Annotated in this window: 14 protein-coding genes; 8 read left to right on the top strand and 6 right to left on the bottom strand. The window is 69.5% G+C overall.

Annotated features, from left to right (window positions below; translation table 11 throughout):
* Positions 1-593: 593 nt before the first annotated feature.
* The gene (locus EJG53_RS43750; RefSeq protein WP_371858781.1) at positions 594-764 is read right to left on the bottom strand and encodes a DUF4240 domain-containing protein; all 171 of its coding nucleotides are present in this window, start codon (positions 762-764) and stop codon (positions 594-596) included.
* Positions 765-2374: 1610 nt separating this feature from the next.
* Here EJG53_RS43750 and EJG53_RS41990 point away from each other — a divergent pair.
* Positions 2375-2617, top strand: coding sequence for a hypothetical protein (locus tag EJG53_RS41990; RefSeq protein ID WP_244954902.1), 243 nt, complete (start codon positions 2375-2377; stop codon positions 2615-2617).
* Positions 2618-2967: 350 nt separating this feature from the next.
* Here the strand turns inward: EJG53_RS41990 and EJG53_RS00650 are convergent, their stop codons facing one another.
* Positions 2968-3894 carry a LysR family transcriptional regulator gene (locus EJG53_RS00650; RefSeq protein ID WP_125042905.1) on the bottom strand — a complete coding sequence of 309 codons (927 nt, stop codon included), beginning with the start codon at positions 3892-3894 and terminating at the stop codon, positions 2968-2970.
* An 85-nt stretch (positions 3895-3979) separates the two neighbouring features.
* Here EJG53_RS00650 and EJG53_RS00645 point away from each other — a divergent pair, with 85 nt between their 5' ends.
* From EJG53_RS00645 to EJG53_RS00630, 4 genes are all read left to right on the top strand, one after another.
* Complete coding sequence (locus tag EJG53_RS00645) at positions 3980-5098, top strand: epoxide hydrolase family protein (RefSeq protein WP_125042903.1); 1119 nt, start codon at positions 3980-3982, stop codon at positions 5096-5098.
* Positions 5099-5193: 95 nt separating this feature from the next.
* Positions 5194-5517 carry a hypothetical protein gene (locus EJG53_RS00640; RefSeq protein WP_125042901.1) on the top strand — a complete coding sequence of 108 codons (324 nt, stop codon included), beginning with the start codon at positions 5194-5196 and terminating at the stop codon, positions 5515-5517.
* On the top strand, positions 5514-6404 hold the full coding sequence (locus EJG53_RS00635; RefSeq protein WP_125042899.1) for a fumarylacetoacetate hydrolase family protein: 891 nt from the start codon (positions 5514-5516) through the stop codon (positions 6402-6404). Before EJG53_RS00640 ends, EJG53_RS00635 begins: the two co-directional genes overlap by 4 nt.
* Before the next feature lie 89 nt (positions 6405-6493).
* Complete coding sequence (locus tag EJG53_RS00630) at positions 6494-7351, top strand: SCO6745 family protein (RefSeq protein ID WP_125049080.1); 858 nt, start codon at positions 6494-6496, stop codon at positions 7349-7351.
* A 237-nt stretch (positions 7352-7588) separates the two neighbouring features.
* On the opposite strand, the gene EJG53_RS00625 is transcribed toward EJG53_RS00630, so the two are convergent.
* On the bottom strand, positions 7589-7987 hold the full coding sequence (locus EJG53_RS00625) for a hypothetical protein (protein ID WP_244954900.1): 399 nt from the start codon (positions 7985-7987) through the stop codon (positions 7589-7591).
* 69 nt (positions 7988-8056) lie between these two features.
* Here EJG53_RS00625 and EJG53_RS00620 point away from each other — a divergent pair, with 69 nt between their 5' ends.
* Positions 8057-8575 (top strand): hypothetical protein, encoded by a 519-nt coding sequence (locus EJG53_RS00620; RefSeq protein WP_125042897.1) that lies wholly within the window; start codon positions 8057-8059, stop codon positions 8573-8575.
* Between the two features lie 538 nt (positions 8576-9113).
* On the opposite strand, the gene EJG53_RS00610 is transcribed toward EJG53_RS00620, so the two are convergent.
* The 3 genes from EJG53_RS00610 to EJG53_RS00595 form a co-directional block, all read right to left on the bottom strand.
* On the bottom strand, positions 9114-9338 hold the full coding sequence (locus EJG53_RS00610; RefSeq protein ID WP_125042896.1) for a hypothetical protein: 225 nt from the start codon (positions 9336-9338) through the stop codon (positions 9114-9116).
* A gap of 67 nt (positions 9339-9405) precedes the next feature.
* On the bottom strand, positions 9406-9990 hold the full coding sequence (locus EJG53_RS00605) for a phosphatase PAP2 family protein (protein WP_125042894.1): 585 nt from the start codon (positions 9988-9990) through the stop codon (positions 9406-9408).
* A gap of 790 nt (positions 9991-10780) precedes the next feature.
* Positions 10781-11671 (bottom strand): tachylectin-related carbohydrate-binding protein, encoded by an 891-nt coding sequence (locus EJG53_RS00595; protein ID WP_125042892.1) that lies wholly within the window; start codon positions 11669-11671, stop codon positions 10781-10783.
* A gap of 220 nt (positions 11672-11891) precedes the next feature.
* On the opposite strand from EJG53_RS00595, the gene EJG53_RS00590 reads away from it, so the two are divergent.
* Together EJG53_RS00590 and EJG53_RS00585 are read left to right on the top strand one after the other, a co-directional pair.
* On the top strand, positions 11892-12152 hold the full coding sequence (locus EJG53_RS00590; RefSeq protein WP_125042890.1) for a GlsB/YeaQ/YmgE family stress response membrane protein: 261 nt from the start codon (positions 11892-11894) through the stop codon (positions 12150-12152).
* A gap of 266 nt (positions 12153-12418) precedes the next feature.
* Positions 12419-12793: a hypothetical protein gene (locus EJG53_RS00585; protein WP_174856350.1), complete on the top strand. Its 375-nt coding sequence runs from the start codon at positions 12419-12421 to the stop codon at positions 12791-12793.
* Positions 12794-13214 lie beyond the last annotated feature (421 nt).

Raw genomic sequence — 13214 nt, 5'->3', positions numbered from 1 at the left:
GATGCCGGGCTACGGAGTATCGGTTCGCGTGTTGCCGATGGCCGCCTTACCACGTTCTTCCCCCATCGCGCGGCTTCCGGCCCCGCCGCGGACGACCGGGACGCGCGGCAGTCACCAGCCAGGAGCTGACGCATCGCGGGCGCCGAGAAGACGTCCGGTTCATGGCCTTCTGCCGTGCGGGCCACGCGTACCAGGCAGCATTCATCACCGGCCTTCCGCCCCGCCCTTGGATCAAGGCCTGTACTCTCCTGTGCACCCGCAGGGAGTGCAGGCCTTTTGCGTTTCCACTGGGAACGGGCGTCCTCCGTCGATTACAGCCCCTGTCCCGGCGCGTTCGTTGCGCTCGGACATCTGCGCGTCTTTCTCAAGGGAGCTCCAGAGATCCCCTGTGCCCGTCAGGCTGTTTCAGGACTGAGATGAAGTGCGGCCAGCCGCGGCAGACGTCGGCGCATCTGGTCGGCGCCGTCGAAGTCAAACGACTCGTCTCGGCACGAAATTCAAGTCCTCATCGAAAATGACGTCCTGGTCCCGGTGGCTGCCGCTCTAAGCACGGCGGGATGCTGGGCGAGGGAGTCTGGACATATGGCTGCCCGTTAGTACGATTCACATCGGAGGGCCACCGAGCCCGCGGGGAAATCGCTGAACCGGTCATCGGAGCATCCTCCGCCGGTGAGGTAGGCGACGGTCCACACGTTCCAGCGGCGGACAGCGTCACGCAGGCGGGAGCAGCAGTGCTCGAACGCGAGGATCTCTTCCGCCGACATGGCCCGCCAGGTGATCGGTGACGGAGTTGGCGAGTGGTGTGTCATCGTCTTCCGCAGCGTCGAGAGTGCGCCAGAACGCTTCGGTGTCCATGGCGGCAGTCTGCCAGGACCCTACGGCAGCGATTTCCGTCCGGGACCCAAAGCTGAACCTCATGCTGAAGAGCGCCTCACCGCGCAGGACCCGAGTGGCCGCATCTGCTGGCCCGACTGAAAGTGAAAGGGTGCCGAGACGCTGACGATACGCATAGTGCCTGGCATCGTGGGCGCCATCTGTGGAGGGCTCTGTGCGGTTCTCATGCAACGCAGGCGGCGCTGAGGCGCAGCGAAGCGGTAATGGGCGGGCGGCGATTCCGCTGTCCGCCCGTTCCGTTACCCGGGCCCCGCCGATGCCCCAACCGCCTCGGACGCACCTACGGTCCGGTGTCGACTGCATTGCCCTCCCCGGCGGCCAAGAAGATCCCTATCTCGACACTGGTGGCTGTCCCGTCAACGGCATCGACAAGAGCGGCCTGTTCGACCTTGCTGGCGTTTTGGCCGCTACAGGGGCTGTTACCGCTGTAGCGGTGTCAGGCACCCTGGCGGGAGGCCCGGTCCGGGCGTGGCGGCCGCGTCGGCGGAGCTGTCGGCGAGAGTGTCACCGGAGGTTCGGATGCCTGGTGTTGCGCGCGGTGCCACGCGTGTCAGATGGGCTTTCCTGGCCCTTGCGATATGCGTGGTCACAGCGATGGTGAGCCTCCTCTGGGCCCGCTCTGCACTGACTCTTTGGGTACTGCTCGGCATCTCACTCGTCTCGCTGCAGCAGATCGTTCTGGGGACGCGGGAGATCAGAAGAGGGAAACGGTCCAGCTGACCCGTCTCTCCTCGCGTCCGGACTCGGGATCGTCAACTCCGTGCGGTCAGGTATGCAGCTGTTCGCCGACCGCACGCTGGGCGGCGTCCTCTGGAGGACGGCCTTCCGTGGCCTCCTTCCGGCCGTCGTTGCAGAGCAGGCTGCCGCCTGTGCGCTGCGTTGCCCATGTCCGCTTCACGTAGGCGCTGGACGAGACGGTGTGACGGTCGGCTGGAACTGGGCCGCCTGAGAGCCGAGTTCGGGGGAACAGAGCGAAAATTGTGAGTGCCATATGACAGTTTGCGCGGTCCCGGTGGCCAGTGGGACCAACGCGGCATTTCTTCCGTGGGGGGAAGATGATGCACTTATGTGCCACGGGCACGTCGCTCCCGGCTTCGGGGAACATCGGTACAGCGATTGCCGCTGAGATTGATCATGGTCGGCCAGCACACCAGCCGGGGGCTCCGCCGGGGCTCCCGGAAGGGCCGCCGCGTGGGTGCCGGGGCTGGCTATGGTCCGCTCGTGCCGGTGGAGTTTCTGACTGACCGCCGAGGCCAAGGGCGCAAAGGGCGGGCGCCGCCCCGCCGTTGCGGCCGCGAAGACCGACGCCGTACGCACCGCGTACCTGGAAGGCCGCTCCATTGCCGCATATCACCCGTGACCACAGCGTCAGCCGTAGCGCGGTCCGTAGCGCGATCCGTGCCGCCGTCACCGGCCTCCTGCCGACCACACCGTCAGTGAGGAGGACGCACCCACCCCGAAGCAGCCGGCCACCCTCGATATGCCAGGCAAGATCGCCGACCACCTCCGCACCACCGAGCTGGAGCGCGCCGCACTCGACCAGGGGGTGGCCGTACGGCGTGGCCAGGGCCACACCCTGCGCGTCAGCGCCGTCCCCGCCGTACACCGCCAACTCCTCGCCCGCTGCCAGCCGCTCGTTGGCGGCCAGGGCGTCCCCGCGGTCCCGGCCCGGCCCAAGGTCCGCCGCGAGTACGGGAATTGGGTGAGCGCCCTCACGCCCTGACCGTGATCGTCTTCACCACCGACCGCTGTACCGATGTTCCCCGAGCCCGCTGTCCGCCGACCGGCCGTACTCGCGGCGGGCCTTGCCCTGTACCAGGGTGCCGTCGGGGGGCCGGCATCGCGCACGGAGAGCGCGTTGCACACCGGGTGTGGTGCTGACGCGCGAGGCGCAGCCCTGACCGCGCCGTACTGTCTGTGCTCTGACCGAGCGCGGCCCGCCCGCCCGGCGTCGTCCAGTCCAGCAGTCCGCAGGACGCCCCCGGAGGGGACCGCCGATCTCGTCGGGGCGCTGTGGCGGCAGACCAGGTACGGGCCATGATCGCTTGTGTATGCGGGCGGAGCCGCCGCTGATCATGTCGTGTGTATCGGTCCGGTCCGGTGGGGTCCGGTGAGCAGAGCTTCGGCAAGGCTGCGGAAAGCGGTGACCAGACGGCTGCGGTCGCCGGTGCGCGTGGCGAGTACGACCTGGCTCGGTTCGACCCCGTGCAACGGGACGGTGGTGAGACTGGGGTGCAGGCCGGTGGCGTGGTCGAGGGGCGGTCCGACGGCCACGGCCTGTCCGGCGGCGATGAGTTCGTGTTTGTCCTCAAGGGCTTCGGCCAGGGGGCCGTCGGGCGCGGGCCGCCCGTCGGGGCGGGGATCGAGCCGCCAGTAGGCGTTCAGCAACGGGTCGGACTGGCGTACGTGGGGGATCGGCTCGTCGGCGATGTCGCCCAGGGTGACCGACTCCTTGCCGGCCAGACGGTGGTCCCGGGACACGACCAGCACGCGCGGCTCGTCATGGAGGACGGTGACGCGCAGCCGGTCGGTGGGGAACGGCAGGCGCGTCACCACCGCGTCGACGCGGTGCTCCAGCAGCGCGCCGCGGGAGTCGTTCCAGGCGAGCAGGCGGGTGTGGACCTCGGCATCGGGATTGCGGTCCCGTAGGGCCCGTACGGCCGCAGTGATGACCAGCCCCTTGCTGTAGCCGATGGTGATGCTGCTGGGCCGGGCCGCCGCACGGGTGCGGGCCATCGCCTCGACGGCGGTGCGCAGCAGCCCCTGGGCCTGTGGCAGGAAAACCTCGCCGGCCTCGCTGAGCCGGGTGCCGTGCGTGGTGCGGTCGAGCAGGCGGACGCCCACTTGCTGTTCGAGGCGGCGGATCTGCCGGCTCAGCGACGGCTGGGTGGTGTGCAACGCCTCGGCGGCACGGCCGAAGTGCCGGTGCTCGGCGACCACCGTGAAGCACTGCACCAGCCGGAGGTCGAGGTCCACGGGTGTGGGGAAGCGTTCGGACACCACCCCACTCTAGCTGGCCTTATACGCAGTCCGTATTACCTGTAACGGAACAATCATTGGACTGCGCGCTCGTCGCGGCCGCACCGTGGTGACCATGACTTCGGACAGCGTGACACCGTTTCGTATCGGCATTCCGGACAGTGCCCTGGAGGAGCTGAAGGACCGGCTCCACCGGGTACGCCTTGCCGGCCGGGAGACAGTGCCGGACGGCAGCCAGGGGGTGCAGCGGGAGCGCCTTGAGGAGCTGCTGGAGTACTGGGCCACCGGGTACGCCTGGCGCGTTCTGGAGCGGCGGCTCAACGAACTGGGCCAGTTCCGCACGACCATCGACGGTCTCGGCCTCCACTTCATGCACGTACGCTCACCCCGCCCCGACGCCACCCCCCTGTTGCTGCTGCACGGATGGCCGGGCTCGTTCCTGGAGTTCCTCAAGACCGTCGGGCCGCTCACCGAGCGCGGCTTCCACCTCGTCGTCCCCTCGATGCCCGGCTACGGCTTCTCCGGCCAACCCGCCTCGGCCGGCTGGGATCCGGACCGGATCGCCCGTGCGTACGGCGTGCTCATGCGGCGCCTCGGCTACGGCTCCTACCTGGCCCAGGGAGGCGACTGGGGCGGTGTCGTCGCGACCCGCATGGGGGCGCAGCGCCTGGCGGGCCTGCGTGCGATCCACGTCAACTTCCCCGAATTCCTCGCCGCACCACCGGTCGGTGACGACCCGGCCCCAGAGGAGAAGGCCGCACTCGAACAGGGCAGCCGCTTCTTCGCCGTCCATGCCGGATACCACGTCATGCAGCGCACCCGGCCGCAGACCATCGGCTACGCCCTGACCGACTCCCCGGCCGGGCAGGCCGCCTGGATCTACGAGAAGTTCCTCGACTGGGCTCGGCCCGACGCCCTCACCCCCGACGAGATCCTCGACCACGTCTCCCTGTACTGGTTCACCGGCACCGCTGCTTCCTCCGCCCGCCTGTACTGGGAGTACGCCCGGCAGCCGCTCGTTCTGACCGAGCTGGGCCTTCCCGTCGGGGTCAGCGTCTTCCCGGACGAACTGACGCGTACTCCGCGCATCTGGGCCGAGCGCGCCTATGCCGACCTGCGCTACTTCAACGACGACATCCCCGCAGGCGGCCACTTCGCCGCCCTGGAGCAGCCTGAGCTGTTCGTCGAGGAGATCGTCAAGTTCGCGCGGACGGTGGCCGCATGAAGACGGTCGTGCTCAACTTCGGCGGCGCCGGGCGTTCCGGGCCCCCACGTCGGGACGACCTTCAGCAGCGAACACGCTGTCACCGCCTCACCGCAATGCCCTTCGACGCTGCGCTGGCGGTGGACTTCGTCGGCCGCCACCCCGCCGTCCGGTACGAGAACAACTTCCCCGGCACCGTCACCACGATCTTCGCCGGTGACTACGACGAAGCCGAGACCGCGCAGGTCAGCCGCCCTCGCGCGACCGGCGAACCCGTGGAGACCGCCGCCAAGGAGGCCCTGCCGCTCCTGGACTCCGGCACCGCGGGCCGCCCCGTCGCCGTGCGCGAGGGGAGTGCCGTCCCCCTGGCCCCTCAGACATCCTCCCTCGCCGACGCACGAGGGCTCCACGACTACACCCGGGAGGTGCTGGCCCGATGAAGTGGGTGAACTACCGCTCCGCCGGCGGTTCCACGCGCTGCGGCGTGGTGCACGAAAACAAGATCCACGCCGTGGGCACGGGCCTGTTGGAGCTGTTGCGCGCCGAAGGCGGGCTGGAGGCCGCCGCGACCAGGGAACCGGCTGAGACCGTCGAGCTGGCCGCGGCCGACCTGCTGGCGCCGGTACCGGTGCCCCCGGCGGTCCGGGGCTTCGCCGCGTTCGAACGTCACGTCAGCAACGCGGGTAAGGCAGCCGTCGGCGACGGCACGGTCAGCCCGGTCTGGTACGAGTATCCGCTCTTCCACTTCTCCAACCCGGCGGCGATCAAGGGACCGCACGACGAGGTTCCCATCGCTCCAGGGGCTCAGTTGTGGGACTACGAGGTCGAGGTCGCCGCGGTGATCGCCGGGGACTGCTCGAACCTCGACGCCGCCACGGCGGAGAATCACATCGCCGGCTACCTGGTCTACTGCGACTGGAGCGCACGCGACATATCCGCGAGCGAGATGGGGTTCGTGTACGGCCCGTCCAAGAGCAAGGACGCCTCGACCAGCCTCGGCCCGTTCCTCGTCACCCCCGACGAACTGGAGCCCTATCGCTCGGGCAAGGGCTATGCGCTGCGCATGGACGGGTACGTCAACGACGAGCATTACGGCGGCGGTAGCTGGGACGAGATTCACTGGTCGTTCGGCGAGATGCTGGCGCACGCGTCGCGCGGCACCACGCTGCGAGCCGGTGACATCATCGCCAGCGGCCCCGTGGGCACCGGCTGCATCCAGGAGTTGTCCGGTCGCCGCCCCTACCTGGCACCGGGAGACACGGTCCGGATCGACGTGCAGGAACTCGGCGCGATCTCCGCGCGGATCACCGCGCCAGAGCGGTCCTGACCTACCGGATACACCAAGACGATCTTGATCCTTCCACTTGCCAGGAGACCACCGCGGTGCATCTCGCCAACACCTTCGCTCGCGCCGGTATGGACCCGAACGCCGTCCGCGAGGTCAGCCTCACCATCAACGCGACCCACCTGTTCGTCTACTTCATCCCCGAGACACCGGAAGAGGCCGCCAGGCTGGGCGTGACCGAGGACGGACCGGCGTACTTCGCGTTCCGGTCAGCCCCGATGGGCGCAGTCCCGTGGCAGGTCACACTCGCGGCCTTCTACAACTTCAGCCCGCGGTCGGTGCAGGCCATGGCAGGCGTGTGGGACACAGCGACGCCGGAGCAGTGGCAGGCCGCTCGCTTCGCAGCCGTCGACCGTGCGTTGCGGCGCGTCGGCGTAAGCCTTACCGCCGGTCAGATCGCCGAGGCACGATCGCTGATCGACCCGGTCGTCGCGAGCGCCGACTACGCCGGGAAGACCATGGCTGCCGCCAACGCCTCGGTTCCCCTCCCGGCCGATCCGCTCGTCGCGCTGTGGCAGCAGATCACGGTGCTGCGCGAGTGGCGCGGCGACGCGCACTTCACCGTGCTCGCCGCCAACGGCCTCGGGCCGTGTGACTGCAACGTTCTGCAAACCGCGACAGGTCACTTCCCGGAAGCGATCGCACGTGCCACCCGGCTGTGGAACGACGAGGAGGTGGCTGCGGCAACGTCACGCCTCGTCGCACGCGGCTGGCTCAACGCCGACGGCACCGCTACCGCGGCCTGCGTCGCGGCGCGCGAGCAGATCGAGGCCGAGACCGACGAGCACTGCGCTGCCCTGTGGACGCCGATCGGCGACACCGACGTCCGTCGCCTCACCTCACTCATCATGCCGATCCACGACGCGTTCACCGCAGCCAGGACGTACCCCTTCCGCGTGGAGATGGGAGACACGCAGTCCGCCGCCTGACCTGGATGACCTCGCCCTGTCCAACCGCCGGATCACCATCGTCGGACAGGGCCAACGGCTCGGCGAACTGCCCCACCAGACCCTGCTGGCCTGGCTCACCCAGCGTCGCGTCACTTGGCCGAAGACCCCCAACCGGCACGTATTGATCAACGCGACCATCGCCCAGAACGGCTCGACGACCAGTCTGATGACACTCTTTGATCTTGGCTCTGGCCCCTTCTCGGATCAGTCGGATGCCTATAGCTCTGTGCGTTCCAGCATGTCGGGGAGGGGAGTCCCCGTTCGCGCTGCTGCGATTCGGCGGGCGCGTAGCTGAGCTCGGGTGCGGGGACGGAACGTGGGTTCCTTGCCGCAGCCGCACGGCTCCCGGCCCTCATAACGCAGTCCGACGTTGAGAACCGCGGCCACGACGGTCCATGCCTTGATGTCCCGGCGCCGCGGCGCCGCGAAGTCATGGCCGGCACAGACCATCGGTTCCGAGCATCGAGGGCATCGGTGCTCGCCGGGGCCGGAATGCCGCTTGAACGCGACGCGGCAGGGCACGCAGGCGTAATGCAGCTTGTAGGGCTTCTCGGCGTAGTAGCACACGAGGTGAAGGTAACCCGGCAGCGCGGCGGCCGGCGAGATGATTCTCATGGCCCAGATCATGGCTGAGCGATCCGGTGAGTCGACAGGGTCCCCATGTCTGCCTCCTAGGCTGCCGCCATGGACAACTGGCTAGCTCACGAGAAGAGCGCCTTCATCAACTTTCGACGCTACCTCCCGGATCCGAAGGAGCACGGGTTCCGGTGGGTCGACATCAAGCAGCTCCGCTTCTCTGTGGAGTCCGTGGACGACAGAGGGCTGCTTACCGCGCTGATCGGGCATGAGCAGTTCCGGGACGACTATGCCGGCGGTGGAGTGCTGCCGGAGGGACTCCGGCACGGTCCGTATTGGCTGCGGTTGATCACGCCTGACCTGTACGAGCCCATCAGCCAGGAGAAGGCCGCGCAAATCCTGCGGGAGTGGGTGGACCCGCTCTGGGAAGTGTCCACTGAACTGGAGGCAGATCTGCAGCGGGAGTTCTTCGCCCGCCTGGCCGCAGCCGATGGCATCTTCTACCTCAGCGAGCTCGGTGATGAGGCGGTTCATGACTGGGGACGTGTGCACGACTGCTTCCACGAGTTCGTGCTCATCGACCGCTCGGCCGGGCGGATCACGCTCATCGTCGCCGCCGACGACTGAGACTCCCCGGGGCGTCCACTACGGTGGCTGAAATCAGGCGCGGAGCCACAAAGCCCCCAACGGGTGCAGGCCGGTTCCGTTTGTTGGTCCGACGGCGGCCGGACTCCCACGCGCTCACCAGACTCGCGTCCGATGCACCCCCAGTGACCGCGTTCAGGGCGTCAGCTGTCTCCTCCAGCGTCATGTTCCGTGCCACCCTGGCCCGCTGGAGTGCCGAGCCCCAACTGCCGGCCACGGACAGTGTTCCCTCCCCGCTGTCGGCATGTACTCCAAGTCTTCCCCGTGCGAGAGACCTTCAGGTTCTCATCGCTCGCCGCATCCGCTTCATTCCGCTTCTGACCGCTGGGTGAGTGAGCCGTCGGCTGCCGGTGCGCACCGGGTGCGGAGTGCATGGCGTGGGCCAGCACCAGGTGCTCGTCGCGTATCGCCTCCAGGGTGTCGGCGGTGTCTGGGTGGTCGGGGTCGGGGATGGCGTTCGCCGTGAAGCGGAAGATGCTGCGGGCGATGTCCTGCGCCGCGTGGTGGGGGAGTCCCGTGCTCAGTCCCGCAGCGCGGACAGCGGCACGCCCCCGGCCTCGTCCAGCACGAAGAGGTCCGCGCACGCGTCGGCCTCCCGGTCTGCGGCCGTGGCGGGCCGGATGATGTCCTCGGCCAGCCGCAGCAGGACGAAGGCCGACTCCGGTGCTGTGTCCGCCCGGTTGGCGACCGCGGCGCCGCCCCCCTGCCTACAGCCCCAGGAGGCAGTCGAAGTCCCATTCCGCATGAGCACGGTATGAATGCCGTGGCGCCCCGGGCCGGGAGGCCCGGGGCGCCGTTGTCTGCCTGCCGGGTCAGGCCAGGAGGAACGCGGCGGCGGTGATCGCGCCGCAGGACGCGCCGGCTATGGTCTGCGCGATGGTGTGGTAGGCCAGCGTGACCCGGGACCAGCACACTGCGAGGGTGAGCAGGTAGGCCAGCAGCCACCAGGGGGAGTGCACGACGGCGAGTAGGGCGGGGACCGCGGAGGCGACGGCGGAATCCACGGAGATCTTCCAGACCGTGTTCACGGCCAGGAGGACCACGGTCATGGCCCACAGGGCAAGCATGGCGACGAGGATGCCGGTCGGGGCGTGGCCGAGGACCATGACGAGCGCCCCGAACCCGACGGACGTCAGGATCACCAGGAAGATGGGGCCGCGCTTCGTACGGTCGACGACGTGCCGGTCACCCCAGGTACCGCGCTTGCGCTGCCACTCGATGTATCCGGCCGGGACGAGACCGGCGCACAGCGCGCCGAGCAGGCCCCACGGCAGGCCGGTCCAGTCACCCGCGGCCGCCCAGCCGATGCCCGACATGCCTGCCACGAGGACGTTGCGGGGCTGAAGCGTGTCGGTCACGGCGCGCGCGGCCGTCGTGGTCGAGGTGGTGGTCGTCATACAGCTGTCTCCACGGTGTTGAGCAGGTCCTGCGCCTGTGTCCGGCCATAGTGGCGGGGTGGTGCTCCCGGCGCGGCCACCGGGGCCATTGTCGTATCCGGGAGGGCTGCCGGCGCTGCGGCGCAGACGCCTGATGCTGCTCGTTGTGCTGGATACCGGATGCGCCGCAGCGACCAGCAGCCTCCAGTCCGCGTCCATGATGACCTGCACGTTCGCCGGGAGGATTCGGGTGTTGCGGCTGGATGCGTCGACCGGGCGGGCGCAGTGTTTGGTGCTCCGCCCGCCCCGGCGGCAGCACTCACGTTGGGACGCCTGCCTTGTCTTTGGCCAAGGCGGCGAGCGGAGAGCGCTGGCCTTTGCCGACGGTGCGCAATTGCTCCCAAGTGCCGATTCGCAGTTCGGTGTCTGTGGCTCTTTCGTCTCGGTGTCCTGGTGCCGGGGCCTTGAGCGTGAGCGTTGCCGGACCGTGTGGCGCAGCGAGTGTGGGGTGCCCGGGAGGTGAACTGCGAAGCCGCAGGACACTTCGGTGCGAGTCCGCAGCGGCCTCGGCACGCAGCCGGTGCCGTACGGTGCCGTCGCGGCACGTGTCGGCCTGGGCGACCGGCGCGGAGTACGCCGCGTACGCCGTGTCCAGGACGGTGGAACCGGCCGCGCCGGCAAGCTGGTGAACCGGAGTCACACGATCAAGGCCAGCCTCCGTGAGCGCTTTGTCCGTGTTCAGGCGGCCGGGGCGTGCCGGGCGTGCGGCGGGCCTGCTCCGGCCGGCCGGGCCGGAGCAGGCCGGAGCGGGTCAGAACAGGAGGTCGTAGATGTTCCAGCCGCCGCCGACCGGGATGGCCTTGTTGGGAACGACCTCACCGTGGTAGCGCAGTCCCTGGTAGACCGACAGGTTGCCGTCGAGGTCGCGGGCGGCCAGGTCGGGCAACTGATCGCCGTCCAGGTCCCGGATGCCGACGAAGTCGGCGTAGACGTTCCAGCCGCCGCCCACGCGGACCCGGCTCTCGAAGGGCCGGGAAGGGTCACTGGAGCCGGTGGCCTGGTACTTCCAGAGCACGCCGTCCGTGTCGCGGGCCAGGAGGCCGTCTCCGAAGGTGGTCAGGCGGTCGTAGACCTGCCAGCCGCCGCCCACTCGCACCGGCGGCGCGAACGGGGCGGAGGGCTTGCCCGTACCGGCGTAGAAGTAGAGGCCGCCGTCGGCGTCGCGGGCCACGAGGTCGTTCTTGCCGTCGTTGTTGGCGTCGCCCGCACCCGTGATGCTGGTGTACCGGTCCCAGCCGTACCCGATGGCCTGCGACGCCTTGAACGGCGCGGACGGGTTGCCGCTGCCCTCGTAGAAGTACAGCTTGCCGCTCTTGTCGACGGCCGCGACGTCCCCCGTGCCGTCGGCCGACGTCCCCCCGAGCGAGGTGATCTTCACGTACTGGTCCCAGCCGCCGCCGATTCTCGTCCGCGGCTGGAACGGCGGAAGGGTCCATCCCGTGCCCCCGTACTGCCACAGCACGCCGTCGTGGTCGCGGGCGTACATCGCCGTACGCTCCGAGGCGGGCCGGGGCTGCGCCGGCGCGGTGTCCGTGGCCGGCGCCGCGACGGCCGCGCCGGAGGCGGTGAGCGGCAGGGCGAGCGAGGCCGCGACGGTGGCGGCGGCCAGGGCCGGGCGGATACGACGGCGGGTGCGCTGCATACGTAACATCAAGTCCCCTGTGTACAGGTGCCGTTACATCCTCCGATGTCCGGAAGACGGGCGGCATCAACGGTTTTCCGGGACAGTACCGTCAGGTGACCGTTTTCTGAGCGGGAGATGGAGATCGGTGACCGAATGGTCATATTGCGGGGCGTAGGGCGGGCCGCGAGGGGCACACGCACAGGTGTCCGAGGGTGCACCTCCAGCGGAAGGAGTCGTCGTGTCGTTCCTGTGGGCCGTCATCGCGGGGCTCGTCGTCGGGCTGCTGGCCAAGCTGGTCCTGCCCGGCCGGCAGCCCGTCCCCCTGTGGCTGACGATCATCCTGGGCATGGTCGGCGCCGTCGCCGGCAATGCGCTCGCCACCGCCTTCGGCGTGCGCGACACCGGCGGTATCGACTGGATCCGCCACACCTTCCAGGTCGGCATCGCGGCCGTCCTGCTCGCCGCCATCACCCCGCTGTGGGCCAAGCGGCACACCTGACACACCGTACGGACCGGCTCCGCCGGGCACCGTCTCGGCGGAGCCGGTCCGTATCAGCACCCCGCCCACCCCGCCCACCTCGATCGCCTCGTGGCCGGTGTCCGGGCGGGCCAGGAGGGCCAGCCGTGGACCGGCGGGAGGGTGCCGACTCGCAGTTCGGTGTCCGTGGTTCTTTCATCTCGGTTCATCTCGGTGTCCTGGCGTCGAGGTCTCTGGCGTGAGCACTGCCGGACCGTGTGGCGCAGCGAATGCGCGGTGCCCGGGACATGAACTGCGAAGACGCAGAACCTTTGCGTGCGAGTCCGCGCCCGGCCCAGGAGGCCCGGGACTACGAGCGCTACGCCGGCCGCCGCGTCTGGGAAGGCGCCCGTGGCACCGTCGGCCGCTCGTACGACTTTCGGGCTCGTCACGGCTACACCCGCAGCGGCCTCTTCCCGACCCTGCACGTCGTCCTGACCGGCCTGCCCGAACACCGCCTCCAGCGCCGCCTGAAAGCTCTCGCCCGCGACGTCGAAGGCATCACCCTCGCGGTGCCGGCCACCACGCTCCCGCGCCTGAAGCGCGGCGAGCCGTGGTACGAGCTCGCCGACGACGACCACTACCGCCGGCACATCCGCTACCCGCAGGTGTTCAGCCGTTGACCGCCGCCCCGGGGTCGACGGACCGGTCCACCCTTCTCTGACCGGGTGAAGGGTGCCCGCGTTGTCGGTGGGTGCTGGGAGCCTGGCCAGTATGGACAGGGGCAGGGATGAGGAACTGCTGCGCGGCCGGGTCTACGCCGCAGGAGATCGCCACGGGCGCCGCGCTGATGACGGAGATCGGGCAGTTCGGTGCCGGCGGGCGGGCGCTGTACGGGCCCCGGCCGGGAGACGCGGGGCGGGGGACTGGGACGGCGATGTCCCCTGAACCCCGGCAGCGGGGACCGACGCGCATCCGTCCGTCGCCCCATGGCGCTGAGCGGTGCGCAGCGGTACATGGTCCGGCCTGCGGCGCCGGTAACACCACCGCCTGGACGCTGACCGCGGAACCGGCTCGTCCGGCCCACACTCATTGCTGTTGCCG

It is taken from the genome of Streptomyces chrestomyceticus JCM 4735 (genome assembly GCF_003865135.1).
Taxonomy (GTDB): domain Bacteria; phylum Actinomycetota; class Actinomycetes; order Streptomycetales; family Streptomycetaceae; genus Streptomyces; species Streptomyces chrestomyceticus.
Note: the sequence above shows the minus strand (reverse complement) of the source record. Positions and strands in the feature narration are given on the sequence as shown.